The sequence below is a fragment of the Allomesorhizobium camelthorni genome, from assembly GCF_011045125.1.
Lineage (GTDB): Bacteria > Pseudomonadota > Alphaproteobacteria > Rhizobiales > Rhizobiaceae > Allomesorhizobium > Allomesorhizobium camelthorni.
On the sequence record NZ_JAAKZF010000042.1, the window covers coordinates 16,540 to 31,674 of the forward strand.

Genomic DNA, 15,135 nt, shown 5'->3' on the forward strand with positions numbered 1-15,135 from the left:
ACATGGTCTGGATAAACGCGGCCCTGACGGCCGCGCGTCCTCAAGCGATCGGCGCGCTGCTGCGTTATTTTCGTGACCTCGACACCGCCGAGGAAGCGTTTCAGGATGCATGTCTGCGGGCACTGAAAACCTGGCCAAAGAATGGCCCGCCGCGCGATCCGACCGCCTGGCTGATCTTCGTCGGGCGCAATGCCGCGATCGATTCCGTCAGGAAGCGTAGCAAGCAGGAGCCGTTGCCCGCCGAGGAACTGGTCTCGGACCTGAACGACGCCGAGAGCGATCTGGCTGAGCGGCTCGACGGCTCGGACTACCGCGACGACGTGCTGCGCCTCTTGTTCATCTGCTGCCATCCCGAACTGCCGCAGACGCAGCAAATCGCGCTGGCGCTGCGCATCGTCTCGGGCCTTTCGGTCAAGCAGATCGCGCGCGCCTTCCTGGTTGGCGAAAGCGCGATGGAGCAACGCATCACCCGGGCCAAGGCCCGCATCGCTCAGGCCGATGTTCCCTTCGAGACACCCGGCGCGCCGGAGCGAGCCGAGCGGCTCGCGGCGGTGGCGGCCATGATCTACCTGGTGTTCAACGAGGGCTATTCGGCCAGCGGCGATTCCGCGCCGATGCGCGCGCCGCTCTGTGACGAAGCGATCCGGCTAGCCAGATTGCTGCTGCGCCTGTTCCAGACCGAGCCGGAGATCATGGGGCTGACAGCGCTCCTCCTGCTGCAGCATTCGCGCACCCCGGCGCGCTTCGACGCCGACGGCGCGGTCGTGCTGCTCGAAGACCAGGATCGCGGGCTGTGGAACCGCAAGCTGATCGCCGAGGGCCTGGCGCTGATCGACAAGGCGATACGCCATCGGCAGCGTGGCCCCTATCAGATTCAGGCGGCGATTGCCGCACTGCACGTGCGGGCCGCCCGCCCCGAGGACACCGACTGGGCGCAGATCGACCTCCTCTATGCCGCGCTCGAGGAATTGCAGCCGTCGCCGGTGGTGACGCTCAACCGGGCTGTCGCGGTCGCCAAGGTGCTCGGACCGGCCGCGGCGCTGGAGATGATCGAGCCGCTCGCGCCGAGGCTATCCGGCTACTTCCACTTCTTCGGCGTCAGGGGCGCGCTGCTCATGCAGCTCGGCCGCGCCGACGAGGCTCGCGAGGCCTTCGGCCAGGCGATCGCGAAGGCCAATACGGCGGCGGAGGCCGCCCATATCAGGATGCACCTCGACCGCCTGATGAAGGACAGCGACGCGGCCAAGACCACGCCCGTCAAATCAGTCGTCTGAATCGCCCAAAAAAATTCCGGCGCGTTGTCGGTTCGTCGCTCTCCTGTCCGTCCTTGGTACAGCCCGCCGCATACGCACGGGTCCACGAGACGAAAAGAGGAGAACGACATGGCGACGACAGCAGCGGCAACCGCAAACTCCGAAGCACAGGAAACCCCCGCCGTCCTGGGCGGCGTGGTGGCTTATCTCACCGTCGGAGGCGCCACCAAGGCCGCCGAGTTCTACGAACGCGCCTTCGGCGCGAAGGAGGTGGCGAGGCATCCGGTCGACGAGCAGGGCCGCACGATGCATCTCCATCTCTATATCAACGGCAGCTCGGTCATGCTCTGCGATGCCTACCCGGAATACGGCCATCCGCTGAAGGAGCCACAAGGCGTCACGATGCACCTGATGGTCGACGACATCGACGCCTGGTTCGACCGCGCGGTGAAGGCCGGCGCGGAAGTCATCCTGCCGGTGCAGGTGATGTTCTGGGGCGACCGCTACGGGCAGCTTCGCGATCCGTTCGGCGTCACCTGGGCGATGGTCGCGCCGGCTTAGGAATTTCTGGCCAGCCCGCTTGCGGGCCGGCCAGGCGCGCCGCAAGCGAATGCGCCTCGCCCCTCACTACGATCCTGGGGCGGGCGCTGCGATGGGGCGTCTTATCCCAATGGTGCGGACGCCGGAAGAGCTGGAAGAGGGCCCACCAGCTGCGAATGACAGCATCGCCCAGTAAACGGGCGTGAACAGATAGACCTTCCACAGCCCTTCTTTCTCCCGGCGGTCCAGTCCCATCGATCCGAGCGCCATGAACGACGCGTATCCGAGAGCGATGTTGACGGATTCGATCCAGAGCAGGCTGGACTGCCAGGTGCTCAGCGTGCCGCCGCCCACAATATGCATCGTCAGCCATGCCAGCGTGACCAGCAGGATGGGATGGGCGAGCGCTGACGCAACCATTCCGGCAAACAATATCTGCCCGGCCCAGAAGGACTTGGGATCGAGTTCGCCGGCCAGCCGCCGCGGATTGCGCATATGAACCAGCCAGGTCTGCATCCAACCCTTGATCTAGCGTTCGCCATCGTTTAAGATCATTCGAATTCCTTCACATAATCTAGCATTTTCCTACACTTAGCGTAAAGTATCGTTCGGGGTGGTTCGCCAGCAGCAACGAAAATTGTTGCTATAGTGTTGCTACGGGATAACCCTAGCTACAAATCGTGGCCAGGAAACTCATCATGAGGAAGCAGCTTACCGCCGTCGCAATCGCGGCCCTGAAACCCAAGGCTGCGCCCTACTACGTCAGTGACGCCAAGACTGATGGGTTGCGCATCCGCGTCGCGCCGTCGGGCGTGATGACCTGGAACGTCGCCTTCCGCATCAAGGGCGAGGGCAGCAAGAGCGTGTCGCTTGGCCGGTGCGATCCAGAAGGCCGCAACGGGATGAATCTTGCTTCCGCCCGCGAGCGCGCCGCCTCGATCGTGAAGGCAGCGCGTGACGGGCGCCATTTGCTGGCCGAGGAACAGGCCGAGCGGCAGGCGCGCAAAGACGCCTTCACGATCGAGGAGCTGATTTCCCTGTATGCCAAGCACACGAAATCCGCGCACCGGAAAGGTGGCCCGCTTCGCACCGCTGATGACATAGATCGCCGCCTGAGGCGGGCGCTGGCAACGAAACTTGACAGCCCAGCCGACAATCTCAGGCGGGCCGACATTTCCCGCATACTGGACGACGTTGCCGACACGTACCCTCGTGAGGCCGAGAAGCGCCGCCAGACCGTTGGCGCAATGTTCGCATGGGGCGTCAGCAAGGGCTATGTGAACGCGAACCCGGTCGCCGGAACATCGAGTTATGGGCTTGGCGACACAAGGAACCGCGTTCTTTCCGCCGACGAAATCCGCACTTTCTGGCAATGGCTCGACAATGGCGCGGACGGCATGCCGCCCGACGCCATTGCCGTACTCAGGCTACAGTTGCTCTTGGGAGCACGAGTTGGCGAGGTTGCCGGCATGGAGGCGAGTGAACTAGCGCACGACGGCGAGCGGTTGATTTGGCGGCTTCCGGCGAGCCGCAGTAAGAACAAGCGCGAGCGCGTCACGCCGCTGGCCGGGGTTGGGAAGGAAATCGCCGAGACGGCCTGGAGGGCGAGGCCGAAAGGTGCACTGTTCCGCACGCTCGATCGTAAGCGGGCGCTCCGCGCCGACGACATAGGCTTGGCGCTCAATCACCGCGACCGACCGATTGCGCACTTCACGACACATGACCTTCGCCGCACGGTAGTTTCCGGCATGGATGAACTGGGCATCGCGCTCGAGACAATCGCAGCCGTAATCGGCCATCAGCGCGGCACAAGGGACACGCGTACGCTGATCCGGCATTACAGCCGTCCGAACCTGGACCACCGCGTTGAAGCCGCCTTGATAGCCTGGCAGGCGCATTTGCAGGGCGCCATCAACGGAAGGTAGCAGGCCGGCTCCGTTGTCCGTCTCGCGGGGTGACTGACACCCTGCCCGACGGCTTCAGTCTGCAAGGCACTGCACCAGATGGTCGAATTCATCGCTAAGTTCCAGAACGAGGGGCGCGCGGCCCCTGGCCCCAAATTTGCTGTTCGACGGGCTTTTTCACTCCAAGTCGCCGCCTGATTCAACTCGGGGTACCGATCGCGTAAAAGAAAAAGATATGCGTCGTCGTACACAAAGGTTGAAAGAGAATCCGGTGTTTTGAGCAATTTTAGGTCTGGAGATTTGAGGATGAGGCTTGCCAGCATCAGAGCCAGGACATGACAGCTGCGCCCAACGAAAGAAGGGGCCCAAAGACGCGCGTTCAACGCGGTGGGTTTTAGCTGGAGAGCTAAAACCCATGCCACGTGCGCAGAGCGTGTTGCCTCCTTCGCTTCCGCCAGTAGGAATCAATCGGGAGCAGGCTGCGGCGTTCATCGGCGTAAGCCCAACGACTTTTGATGAAATGGTCCGGGACGGCCGGATGCCGCAGCCACGAATCCCAAGCAAGGGACGCATCATTTGGGACGTCGAGGAGGTTGTATTGGCGTTTCGAGAGCTCCCTCACCGGCAAGCAGAAAAAGCATCAACGCTTGACGAAGCTTTGCCACCAGACAATCCTTGGGATCGAAGACCTCGAAAATGACGGATGAGCCTGTGAAGGTCGATCTTAAGGGCGTCGTCAAGGACACTGATCGCCACGGCAATGATCGGTACTATTTTCGCGTACCCGGTCGGAGGAAGGTCCGGCTCCGTGAACCTATCGGCAGCGACGAGTTTCTCGAGGAGCTGCGCTGTGCGCGTGCGGGGGTCGCCTATGTTCGGCCCGGCACTCTTCCCAACGTCCGATCCGTCTCCAAGCCTTCGGAGCCAGCAAAAAAAGGAACGTTGCTATGGCTTTGCCAGGAGTACTACCGTCGTGGCGGCGCGGAGATCACTGAAGACACTATGGCGCGCCGACGAGCAATTCTGGAGCGCGTGTGCGAATTGCCTCATCCGCTCGAAGGTGACCGCGATCCACAGTATCCCACCAAAGGATCGCTGCCGTTCGCCGGTATGAAACGGTCTCATGTTAAGGAGATCAGGGACACCAGGCTCGACGCCCTTGGTGCCGCAAACAATATGGTAAAGGCCATCAGCGCAATGTTCGAATGGGCAAAGGAAGCCGAGTTGGTCGATTCCAACCCTGCTCGCGGCATCAAGCGGCTGAAGAGTGGGGACGGCTGGCATACTTGGGAGGTATCGGAAATCGTCCGGTACGAAAAACGTCATGTCCGCGGCACAACGGCCAGGCGTGCGCTGGCGATCTTTATGTTCACGGGCCTGCGGCTTTCTGATGTTGCTATTTTCGGCCGACAGCACATCACGCTGGTTCATAACGATGAAACCGGCGAATGGGAGAAATGGATCAGAATCAAGCCAGGAAAGACAAGTCGTAATAGTGAATCCGTTATGGTCGAGCTCCCGCTGCTTCCTGAGCTTGAGGAGGAACTAAATGCGACACCGGTCGACCAAATGATCTTCTTGGTCAACGAATATGGCAGCCCGTTCTCAGGGAACGGTCTCGGGAACAAAATGCGCCAATGGTGCGATGAGGCTGGATTGCCGCACTGCAGCGCACACGGGCTGAGAAAGGCCGGTGCGACCATTGCAGCTGAGAACGGCGCGACGCATGAACAGCTCAAGGCGATTTATGGCTGGACGACATATCAGCAGCCAGATCTTTACATCCGTAAAGCGCGCCGCCGGAAGGTGGCCAAGGCTGCTCGCCACCTACTCGTCATTGACCGAAACGAGAACAAAATTGTCCCACTTTCCGAGGGGGTTGATTTGAGTGGGACAAATTCGGCCAGAAAATCGTTAAAAATCAAAGAACCGAGGTAGGTGGTGGTGGGCCCGGAGGGACTCGAACCCCCAACCAAGCGGTTATGAGCCGCCGGCTCTGACCATTGAGCTACAGGCCCGCCGAGGGCTGAATTAGTCAGTTTTGCCTGCGCGCACAAGGCTTTCGCGAAAATGCGCTCTCTGCCGCCGCAATCCACCCATAATCCCGGCAATAATCGGCGCCGTCCAGGCAACATATCTCATACGGAGTTTTTGATGACGAAACGATTTTTACCGCTGGCGCTGGCCGCCGCGATCGCGCTTCCGGCTGCTGCGGCCAGGGCCGACACCCAGCCGCCGCCGCGTATAATGGTGACGGGGGAAGGCGAAAGCGCGATCGCGCCCGATCTGGCGCTGCTGTCGCTCAGCGTCATGCGCGAGGCCAAGACAGCGCGCGCGGCGCTCGACGCCAACAACGACGCCATGGCTGCGGTCATCGCCGCGATGAAGGCGGCGGGCGTCGAGGAACGCGATCTCCAGACCGCCGGCATCCAGATCGCGCCGCGCTACAATTACAACAACAAGCCGGACGGCAGCCAGGAGGCAGAACTCGTCGCCTACCAGGTCACCAACACACTATCGGTGCGCGTGCGCGACCTGTCCAAAACCGGCGAAATCCTCGACAAATCGGTGTCGCTCGGCGTCAATCAGGGTGGCGGCATATCGTTCACCAACGACGATCCGGAAAAGGCGCTGACCGAGGCGCGCAAGCTTGCGGTTGCCGACGCCATGCAGAAGGCCAGGACGCTCAGCGAAGCCGCCGGCGTGAAACTTGGGCGCATCATCGAGATCTCAGATCAGGCTGTCATACAGCCGCCGATACCCTATATGGCCAAGGCCGAAATGCGCGACGCAGCCGTTCCTATCCAGGCCGGCGAAAACGCCTACCTGGTCCAGGTCAACGTCATCTTCGAGCTGAAATAAGCGGCGCACAACCGCAAAAGAAAACCCCGGAGGCGGCGCCTCCGGGGTTTTTTAGTCGGCCCGATTACCAGCCGATAACCGGGCAGTTGGGCGCGCGGCCGAAATCCACGGTGACGCGGTCACCCCATTTGCGACCCCTGACCGTGATCGAGCGGCGGTCGATATCCACGATGCGCGCGCGACGGATACCCATCCGCTCGGCCTTGTTCAGCGCGCGGTTGGCCGTGCACTGGCGGCGCATATGGCGGCGCTCCCAGCGGTCGCGGCGATCGTAGCGGTCATAACGGTCGCGGCGATGCCACCGGCGATCGTCGTCGCCGACATAGACGCCGAAGCGAGCATCGCCGCCGCCGAAATTGAGATAGAGGCCTTCGGCCTGCGCGGACGTGGCCGGGATGGCCGCGAGCGTGCCGAGAGCGATCAGAGCCGAAAGGCCCGCTGTCTTGAGCGTCTTGAACATTGTGTTCTCCTTTGCTGACGCGATGATCTGTCTTCGCCGAGGCGATGAGACGAAAATGCGCCAGCCAAGCTGAACCGGCCGCGAACCGGCCATTCATGCACGGTTCATGTTCAATTTCGCCGGAATCAAAAAGGGCTTTCGGCTCGGGTATGCAGCAGAGGCAAGGCCAGGGGTACCGAGGTTCAGGTCAGGACGCTTAGGGTTCGTCCTCGACCATATGCTCAAAAAAATCTTCCGGATCGGTCAGTTCATCCTCGCGGGCGGTAGTGCGCCCGCGCATGGAGATGCCGGCCTCGTGAACCGTCTCGTCGCTTCCCGACACAAGCCGGTGCCACCAGTAGAGATCCCTGCCTTCCGCCACCAGCCGATAGGCGCAGCTCTGCGGCAGCCAGGATATTGTACGCACGTTGGCAGGCGTAAGCCCGACGCAGTCGGGAACGCGCGCGAGCCGGTTGGCATAGTCCGAACACCGGCAGCTCTGCGCGTTGAACAAGCGGCAGCTGACCGTGGTCCAGTAGATCTCGCCGGTATCCTCGTCCTCGAGCTTGGAAAGGCAGCATTTGCCGCAGCCGTCGCAGAGCGATTCCCACTCGGCGGGGCTCATTTCCTCCAGCGTCTTGGTTTTCCAGAACGGCTCGTCCATCGCAGGCATGTGGCCCGCCGCCATGGGCAGGTCAAGCGCCTGCAGCCGCCTTTTCCGGCCCCAATCACGGTATTGCCGCGATCCCGACGCCTTGCCGCCCGGTAATAGCCGCCTGGCTGCCCGGTTCCAGGCCAGCGCGGAACAAACTTGCGTGATTGATGTTGTGCCCGGGACGGGACCCCACAGGAGAATTTGTCGATGAAACGCCAACCACGGATTCTGGCAGGAACCGCACTCGGCCTGCTCATGGCATCCGCGCCGTTGGGCGCCGTGCCGTTACACGACGGCGCGCAAACCGCTTTCCGGGCGCAAAATGCGCTGTCCGCGAACAACATGATCCTTGCCCAGGCCGAAGAGACCGAGGAGCAGCGCCGGCTGCGCCAGCAGCGCGAGCAGCAAGGGGAAGCCCAGGAGGCTCCAGCCGAGGAGCCGCAGCCAGCACCTGAGCCGGAGCCGGAGCCTGAACCAGCGCCTGAGCCGGAGCCTGAACCGGAACCCGCACCCGAGCCAGCTCCGGAACCGGCTCCCGAGCCAGAACCTGCGCCGGAGCCTGAACCGGCGCCTGAACCCGAGCCGGAGCCGGAGCGCGAGCCCGAGCCCGAGCCGACTCCAGAACCGGAACCGGAAGCTGCTCCCGCTGAGCCTGAAGAACCGGCCGAACCTGTGGAGCCTGCCGAACCTGCCCAGCCGGCAGAACCCGCGGAGCCCGCGGAACCTGCTGAACCAACCCAGCCCGCTGAACCGGCTGAGCCTGCGGAACCTTCCGAACCCGCCCAGCCGGCTGAGCCTGCTGAACCGGCCGAGCCGCCTGCTGAGGGCGGGCAGCCCGCTGAACCGGCTGAGCCAGCCGAACCCGCCGCACCGCCTGCTGAGGGCGAGCAGCCGCCTGAAGGCACCGAAGCGCCGGTGCTCGACAGCCAGAAGGAGGTGCCTCCGGTAGAAGGTGCGCCTGAAGGCGAACAGCCGGCCGACGTCGAACCGGTGCCAGAAGGCGAACAGCCTGCAGAAGGTGAGCAGCCGGCGGAGGCGCAACAGCCCGCCGAGGCCGGTCCGCCGCCGGAAAGCGACGCCGAGGCCCTGGTCGAAGAGGCACGTCCAGAACGGATTGAATCGATCACCGTCGAGGAAGGCCAGCGGTTAGAGCGTCCCCGTGATTTCCGTGAGGAACGGCGCGAGGACGTTGAGGTCGTTCGAGAAGTGGGTGACCGCTTCATCATCGAGTTCAACAACAACATCTACGTCGAGAACCCGGACCGCGAACGCATCCAGGTGGACGCCCGCGAGGTCTATTACGAGGAGCTCCCGCGCGGCCGGACGCGCGAAGTGATCGTGCGGCCTGACGGCACGCGGGTTGTCACCATCCGCAACCGCTATGGCGACATCCTCCGCCGCTCGAAATTCACGCCCGACGACCGGGAGATCGTGCTGGTTTATGTCGACGAGCGCGACTACGACCGGGTGCTCGAATGGCGAGATCCGGGCGAGGATCTGCCGCCGCTGAGGCTCTCGATCCCGGTCGAGGAATACATACTCGACGCCGAGGCCGTGGAGGATCCGGACGCTTACTACACTTTCCTCGAACAGCCTCCGGTCGAAAAGGTCGAACGCACCTATTCGATAGCCGAGGTGAAACGCTCGGCCCGCATTCGCGACAAGGTGCGGCGCATCGACCTCGACACGATCAACTTCGAGTTCGGCTCGGCCGAGATCGCCGAGAGCGAGATCGCCGACCTGGAGGGCGTGGCGCAGGCGATGGAGAAGCTGCTCCAGGAAAACCCGGCCGAGACCTTCCTGATCGAGGGCCACACAGATGCGGTCGGCACGGCCGAAGCCAACCTGGCGCTTTCGGACCGCCGGGCCGAAGCAGTCGCGACGGCGCTCAGCGGTTCGTTCGGCATTCCGCCGGAAAACCTGGCGCCGCAGGGTTACGGCGAACAGTACCTCAAGGTGAACACCGAGGGGCCCGAGCGCGAGAACCGTCGCGTCGCGATCCGCCGCATCACCCCACTGGTAGCGCCGGTGGCGAGCGCGCAATAGGGAGATCACAATTTCGCGATTTGGTGGCTCCGGCCATTGAATCGTGGGATTCTCCCTCACAGATGCAAGCTTCCCTGCCCCGTCCCGTCTCCAGCGGGACAATGGCAAAAGAACCCGGCCGGTCCCCACCGGCCGGGTTTTTCATTCAAGCCTGCTGTTACTCCCCGGCAAATGCCACGTTGCGGCGCGCGGCCCGCGGCTCTATTCAGTGAGCCGGGAGGGGTGTGGATGAAACCAGCGACCGGGGCAACGCCGCTTATCGCTCTCGACGCCGTGGCGCTCGACACCGAGACCACCGGTCTCAACACCGCCAGGGCGCGCATTGTCCAGATCGGCGCGATCGCCGTCTCGCGCGGCCGCATACTCGACGGCCGGCAGATCGAGATGCTGGTTGATCCGGAGATCGCCATTCCGTCGGCTTCTACCCGCATTCATGGCGTCACCAATGCCATGGTGCGCAACGCGCCCGCCTTCGCCGCCGCCTGGACCGCCGTGCAGGCTTTCGTCGAAAGCCGTATCATCATCGGCCATGCCATAGGCTTCGACCTGTCCATGCTGAAGCACGAGGCGGCGCGGGCCGGGCTCGAATGGCAAAAGCCGCGCTCGCTCTGCGTCAAGCTTCTGGCCCGGCTGGTCGAGCCCGGCCAGGCCGATCAGTCGCTCGACGCTATCGCCGCCCGGCTCGGCATTACTATTGCCGATCGGCATTCCGCGCTGGGCGACGCCAGGGCGGCGGCGGAGATTTTCGTGGCGCTGCTGCCAAAGCTCCAGGAACGCGGCATACGAACGCTCGCCGAAGCCGAACGCGCCTGCATGGAGCAGAGAGCCGAGCTCGAAACCGGCCACCGCGCCGGTTGGGCCGAACCCGTGTCCAGGCCGGCGCCGCCTTCGTTCCGCTCCGTCGACCCATTCGCCTACCGCCACCGCGTCGGCGAACTTATGAGCTCCCCGCCGGTCGTCGTAGCGCCGTCCGTCAGCGTCAACGACGCTATCGCGCTGATGATATCGCGCAGGATCAGTTCCCTGTTCGTGGCTGATCCCGCCGAACCCGGACTTCCTCTGGACACGTACGGTATCGTCACCGAGCGCGACGTGATGCGGCTTCTCGCTTCCGACGGCGAGAAAGCGCTTGCGATGTCCGTCGGCGACGTTGCCTCGCGCCCGCTGGCTTCGATCCGGGAGCAAGCCTTCGCCTACCGCGCAGTCGGCCGCATGGATCGCCTGAAGATCCGCCATCTCGCCGTACGCCATGAGAACGGCAGGCTGGCGGGCGTGGTTTCGGCGCGCGATCTGCTGAAGCTGCGTGCAAGTGCCGCGATCAATCTCGACGACACGATCGAGCATGCCACCTCCCCCGCCGAAATAGCCGCGGCCTGGGCCATGCTGCCCGGTGTCGCCGACGCGCTGATCGCCGAACGGATCGACGCGCGCGCGATAGCCGAAATCGTCAGTGAGGAGCTTTGCGCCATGACCCGCCGCGCGGCAATCCTCGCCGAGGCTGAGATGGCCGGCGAAGGGCACGGGCCGCCGCCCAGCCCCTTTGCGGTGCTGGTGCTCGGTTCGGGCGGACGCGGCGAAAGCCTGCTCGCCGCCGACCAGGACAACGCCATCGTCTTTGCCGAAGGCGATCCGGACGGACCGGCGGATCGCTGGTTCGCGCGGCTCGGCGAAAAAATCGCCAACCTGCTCGACCAGTCGGGCGTGCCCTATTGCAAGGGCGGGGTTATGGCGAAGAATGCCACGTGGCGCGGCTCGCTCGCCCATTGGAAGAAGCGCGTGGCCGACTGGATCGGCCGCTCGCGGCCGCAGGATCTGCTCAATGTCGACATCTTCTTCGATCTGAGGCCGGTGCATGGCGATCTCGCGCTCGGCGAGGCGCTTTTCGCCCATGCCTACGAGCTTGGCCACACACGCCCCGAATTCGCCAAGCTGCTCGGCGAGCAGGTCGCGCCGGGAAATCCGTTCACGCTGTTCGGCGGCCTGCAGCTCGAAGGCGGCCGCATCGACCTGAAGCTGCACGGCCTGTTCCCGGTAGTGGCCATGGCCCGCACGCTGGCGATCCGCCACGGCATCCGCGCACGCAGCACGCGCGAACGCCTTGAAGGCCTGATCGGGCTCGACATTGGCGGCGACGAGGACATGACTGCGATGCTGTCTGCCCACAGTGTCCTCCTGGCGCTGCTGCTCGCGCAGCAAAGCCGCGACCTTTACGCCGGGCTGCCGGTATCAAACCGCGTGGAGCTGGCGAAACTCGACAAGGCGCAACGGGCCGAACTGAAGGCGGCGCTGAAGGCGCTGCAGCCCGCTCCCGACCTCGTCCGCGACCTGATGTTCGGGTGACGATCGCCTAACCGAACGTCCGCGCCACCTTCGTATCGGTTTGTTCGAACACCTCGTCGGGCACGAAGAAATCCCCCGCCAGCGGCCCCTTGGCTCCCGGCGCGTATTTGGAAAAGTCCGTAACGCCTTGTTCCTTCAGCACAAGCTCGTCGATGAAGAAGTTGCCGGTGGTCTCTCGCGACGGCCGCGTCAGGATAGCGTGCGCGGCATCGGCCATGATTTCGGGCGAGCGGCTCATCGAGGCGACAGCCTCGCCGCCGAGCAGATTGCGCACCGCCGCCGTGTCGATCGCGGTCAGCGGCCACAGCGAATTGACGGCGATTCCGTCCCTTCGGAACTCCTCGGACATCCCCAAAGTGCACATCGACATGCCGAATTTCGCCATGGTGTAGGCGACGTGGTTCTTGAACCATTTCGCGCTCATGTCGAGCGGCGGCGCCAGATTCAGAATATGAGGGTTTTCCGCTAACTTAAGGTAAGGAATGCACATTTTAGACACGAGGAATGTTCCGCGCGTGTTGATCTGGTGCATCAGATCATAGCGCTTCATGTCGGTTTGAAGCGTGCCGGTAAGCTGGATGGCGCTGGCATTGTTGACGCAGATGTCTATGCCGCCGAATTTTTCCACAGTCTTCTCGACGGCCTGCGCTACCTGCTCTTCCTCGCGAATGTCGCAGAGCACCGGCAGCGCCTTGCCGCCTGCCGCCTCGATCTCTTCGGCCGCCGTGTAGATCGTGCCGGGCAGCTTCGGATGCGGCTCCGCCGTCTTGGCGGCGATGGTGACATTGGCGCCGTCGCGCGCCGCGCGAAGCGCGATCGCCAGCCCTATGCCGCGCGAGCCGCCCGAGATGAAAAGCGTCTTGTTCTTCAGCGACATGGTTGGTCCCTCTCCTTACGCCGGCATTCAGTTAGTCGTCACGACCGTGTCTGTCGAGCCTGCCTTGACGCCCGACATTCCCACTCCCACCGAACCGGTCTTCACCCTGGTCGTCGCCGTCCCATCGGCAATGGTCGTGCCAAACACGCCGCCGCCCATGGCGCAGCCGGACAAGGCCATCGCAACCAGGGCTACTCCAAGGCGGGTCGGGACTCGGACAAAGCACATGGACATCACCTCTCTAGCATTCTTCTCCGAAATGCCAGCAGGGACCAACAATTCGTCCTTTTCGCGGATGCCGTTGAGGACCGAAGCGCTTTGCCCGCCATAGTGTCAGCCCGGCGTTCCCTCCAGATACTGCGCCGCGAATTCGGCGCTCGGCGGGATCGGCTTGATGATGTCGATCAGGACGCCGTTGGGGTCGGCGGTGATGAAGTGGCGCTGGCCGAACGCCTCGTCGCGCAACGTGTGCAGGATCGGCAGGCCCGCCGCCTTGGCCCGCTCGTACTCGGCATCCGGGTCTTTAACTTCGAAGTTGAGGATCAGGCCGGACACGCGCCCCCTGCCGGCATCCGGAATGGTCGCGTGATTGCCGTCCATGACGGCGAGGTTCACCCGCTTGTCTTCGCTCGATTGCAGATGGACGTACCAGCCGCTGTCGAACATGCGTTTGAAACGGAAATGCCTGACGTAGAAATCCGCGGTACCGGCGACATCGTCGGTCATCAGAACGGGATAGTAGCTGGTGGCTTTCATGGCTTCCAATCTCCTTAAAACAAACATACAGTCTGCATGTAACTGGAACTAACATACAGACTGCATGTATGCAACAGGATTCAACACGCCGCTCCAATCGCGAGCGCACCGAGGCCACGCGCGGCGACCTGATCGCGGCGGCCAAGAAACTCTTCGTCGAAATGGGCTATGGCGAGACCTCGACACCGGAAATCGTGGCTTCAGCGGGGGTTACGCGCGGCGCGCTCTATCACCATTTCGCCGACAAGCGCGCGCTGTTCCATGCGGTGGTGGAAGATGAGGCAGCTGCCGTCGCCGAGGAGATCGAGAAAGCAACGCCCGACACGCTCGGTCCCCGCGAAGCCCTGCTCACCGGCGGCTTGGCTTTTTTCAACGCCATGGCCGTTTCGGGCCGCACCCGCCTGCTGCTGCTCGACGGGCCGGCCATACTTGGCCGCGAGACGATGGACCGGATCGACAGCCTCCACGGTACGCGCACGCTGCGCGAAGGCATCGCCATGGCGATGCGCTCGGGCGCGATGAAGAAGCTGCCGCTCGACGCGGTGACCGCCCTGCTATCGGCGGCCTTCGACCGCGCCGCACTCGCCATAGAAGCGGGTGCGTCTGCGCGGGATTATCTGAAGTCGCTCGAGGCGCTGATTGACGGGCTGATGACGGAAGAACAAGGCTCCGCCGAAAGCCGGCCTCGGATGCGCGGCCCGCTTGGAGACTGACCCAAGCCACTCTCGGAAAATGCTCAGCTGAAAACCTTGTCGCCCTGCTCGTCGACCAGTTGCAGGCCCTTCTTCAGCGACACCTCGACCGCGTCGTCGAGCGAGGCAAAGCGGTCGGCGCGAATGAATTTGTGCTCCTTCAGCACGCCGCCGATCTCCTTCGAGACGATGCCGCAGGTCTGGTACTGCCCGTCGGCCTTGTAGGGCGTGGCGCTGACAAGGAAACCCTTGTGCTCGACCTGACGGGCGACGGCCGGAGCCGAAGCGTCCGCCGCCTTGTCGACACCGCCGAAAAGCCGCTTCAGGAAGGACATGCTTCGCCTGCTCCATTTTACCGTCGAGCGTAACCCGTTCGGCCGGAGAGGTCGAGACCTGCCCGGCCGGGACGAGGAAGAACGCGCAGTTCAGCCGAGGGAATTGATGATCTCGCGGTACGCGGCTTCCGGGAACGCCTTCAAGGTTCGGGTGCGCACGTTGCCGCCCATGCCGAGTTGCAGCGCGAACCGCGCCGCTACCGCATCGTCCGGCGCCTCGCACACGGCCACCATGTCGTGTTCGCCCATGGTGAGGTAGAACTCCTTGAAAGAACCGCCCATGTCGGCCAGCGACTTCTTCGCGGCGTCGAGACGTTTCGGCGACTCGCGCACGTTTTTCACGCCCTGTTCCGTCCAGTTCACCAGCATGATGTAAGTGGTCATGAAACACCTCCTCCGGCGCACAGGCGCGGGTTTGGCGTGGGGCGCGCGGCGC

The 15,135-nt window shown here is 63.5% G+C and carries 17 protein-coding genes and 1 tRNA gene; 8 read left to right on the forward strand and 10 right to left on the reverse strand.

Features of this window, described 5'->3' with window-relative positions; all coding sequences use genetic code 11:
* The first annotated feature begins 2 nt into the window (after positions 1-2).
* Both G6N73_RS23195 and G6N73_RS23200 read left to right on the forward strand, forming a co-directional pair.
* A complete protein-coding gene (locus G6N73_RS23195) occupies positions 3-1,274 on the forward strand; it encodes an RNA polymerase sigma factor (RefSeq protein WP_206079042.1) in 1,272 nt (423 codons plus the stop codon).
* A 108-nt stretch (positions 1,275-1,382) separates the two neighbouring features.
* A complete protein-coding gene (locus G6N73_RS23200; protein WP_246252465.1) occupies positions 1,383-1,814 on the forward strand; it encodes a VOC family protein in 432 nt (143 codons plus the stop codon).
* 66 nt (positions 1,815-1,880) lie between these two features.
* Here G6N73_RS23200 and G6N73_RS23205 read toward each other — a convergent pair whose 3' ends face one another.
* Positions 1,881-2,288, reverse strand: a complete 408-nt coding sequence (locus tag G6N73_RS23205) for a hypothetical protein (protein WP_165031954.1) — start codon at positions 2,286-2,288, stop codon at positions 1,881-1,883.
* Between the two features lie 203 nt (positions 2,289-2,491).
* Between G6N73_RS23205 and G6N73_RS23210 the strand changes: the two genes are divergently transcribed.
* Positions 2,492-3,718: a tyrosine-type recombinase/integrase gene (locus tag G6N73_RS23210; protein ID WP_165031956.1), complete on the forward strand. Its 1,227-nt coding sequence runs from the start codon at positions 2,492-2,494 to the stop codon at positions 3,716-3,718.
* A 675-nt stretch (positions 3,719-4,393) separates the two neighbouring features.
* On the forward strand, positions 4,394-5,635 hold the full coding sequence (locus G6N73_RS23215; protein WP_246252467.1) for a tyrosine-type recombinase/integrase: 1,242 nt from the start codon (positions 4,394-4,396) through the stop codon (positions 5,633-5,635).
* A gap of 4 nt (positions 5,636-5,639) precedes the next feature.
* Here the strand turns inward: G6N73_RS23215 and G6N73_RS23220 are convergent.
* A tRNA-Ile gene (locus G6N73_RS23220) sits at positions 5,640-5,715 on the reverse strand.
* Positions 5,716-5,851: 136 nt separating this feature from the next.
* Between G6N73_RS23220 and G6N73_RS23225 the strand changes: the two genes are divergently transcribed.
* Positions 5,852-6,559 carry an SIMPL domain-containing protein gene (locus G6N73_RS23225; RefSeq protein WP_165031958.1) on the forward strand — a complete coding sequence of 236 codons (708 nt, stop codon included), beginning with the start codon at positions 5,852-5,854 and terminating at the stop codon, positions 6,557-6,559.
* A 64-nt stretch (positions 6,560-6,623) separates the two neighbouring features.
* Here the strand turns inward: G6N73_RS23225 and G6N73_RS23230 are convergent, their stop codons facing one another.
* The 3 genes from G6N73_RS23230 to G6N73_RS38365 form a co-directional block, all read right to left on the reverse strand.
* Positions 6,624-7,019, reverse strand: a complete 396-nt coding sequence (locus G6N73_RS23230; RefSeq protein ID WP_165031960.1) for a hypothetical protein — start codon at positions 7,017-7,019, stop codon at positions 6,624-6,626.
* A gap of 196 nt (positions 7,020-7,215) precedes the next feature.
* The gene (locus tag G6N73_RS23235; protein ID WP_165032018.1) at positions 7,216-7,662 is read right to left on the reverse strand and encodes a YcgN family cysteine cluster protein; all 447 of its coding nucleotides are present in this window, start codon (positions 7,660-7,662) and stop codon (positions 7,216-7,218) included.
* Positions 7,663-7,938: 276 nt separating this feature from the next.
* A complete protein-coding gene (locus tag G6N73_RS38365; protein WP_343044713.1) occupies positions 7,939-8,694 on the reverse strand; it encodes a hypothetical protein in 756 nt (251 codons plus the stop codon).
* On the opposite strand from G6N73_RS38365, the gene G6N73_RS38370 reads away from it, so the two are divergent.
* On the forward strand, positions 8,644-9,699 hold the full coding sequence (locus G6N73_RS38370) for an OmpA family protein (RefSeq protein ID WP_343044714.1): 1,056 nt from the start codon (positions 8,644-8,646) through the stop codon (positions 9,697-9,699). The genes G6N73_RS38365 and G6N73_RS38370 overlap by 51 nt on opposite strands.
* A gap of 228 nt (positions 9,700-9,927) precedes the next feature.
* Positions 9,928-12,039 (forward strand): DUF294 nucleotidyltransferase-like domain-containing protein, encoded by a 2,112-nt coding sequence (locus G6N73_RS23245; protein WP_165031964.1) that lies wholly within the window; start codon positions 9,928-9,930, stop codon positions 12,037-12,039.
* A gap of 7 nt (positions 12,040-12,046) precedes the next feature.
* Here G6N73_RS23245 and G6N73_RS23250 read toward each other — a convergent pair whose 3' ends face one another.
* The 3 genes from G6N73_RS23250 to G6N73_RS23260 form a co-directional block, all read right to left on the reverse strand.
* Positions 12,047-12,916 carry an SDR family oxidoreductase gene (locus G6N73_RS23250; RefSeq protein ID WP_165031966.1) on the reverse strand — a complete coding sequence of 290 codons (870 nt, stop codon included), beginning with the start codon at positions 12,914-12,916 and terminating at the stop codon, positions 12,047-12,049.
* A gap of 27 nt (positions 12,917-12,943) precedes the next feature.
* Positions 12,944-13,144: a hypothetical protein gene (locus G6N73_RS23255; RefSeq protein WP_165031968.1), complete on the reverse strand. Its 201-nt coding sequence runs from the start codon at positions 13,142-13,144 to the stop codon at positions 12,944-12,946.
* Positions 13,145-13,249: 105 nt separating this feature from the next.
* On the reverse strand, positions 13,250-13,672 hold the full coding sequence (locus G6N73_RS23260; RefSeq protein WP_165031970.1) for a VOC family protein: 423 nt from the start codon (positions 13,670-13,672) through the stop codon (positions 13,250-13,252).
* 68 nt (positions 13,673-13,740) lie between these two features.
* On the opposite strand from G6N73_RS23260, the gene G6N73_RS23265 reads away from it, so the two are divergent.
* On the forward strand, positions 13,741-14,385 hold the full coding sequence (locus G6N73_RS23265; RefSeq protein ID WP_165031972.1) for a TetR/AcrR family transcriptional regulator: 645 nt from the start codon (positions 13,741-13,743) through the stop codon (positions 14,383-14,385).
* Between the two features lie 23 nt (positions 14,386-14,408).
* On the opposite strand, the gene G6N73_RS23270 is transcribed toward G6N73_RS23265, so the two are convergent.
* Both G6N73_RS23270 and G6N73_RS23275 read right to left on the reverse strand, forming a co-directional pair.
* Entirely contained in the window at positions 14,409-14,699 is a 291-nt protein-coding gene (locus G6N73_RS23270; protein ID WP_165031974.1) for an HlyU family transcriptional regulator, read from the reverse strand.
* A 90-nt stretch (positions 14,700-14,789) separates the two neighbouring features.
* The gene (locus G6N73_RS23275) at positions 14,790-15,083 is read right to left on the reverse strand and encodes a GYD domain-containing protein (RefSeq protein ID WP_165031976.1); all 294 of its coding nucleotides are present in this window, start codon (positions 15,081-15,083) and stop codon (positions 14,790-14,792) included.
* Between the last annotated feature and the right edge of the window lie 52 nt (positions 15,084-15,135).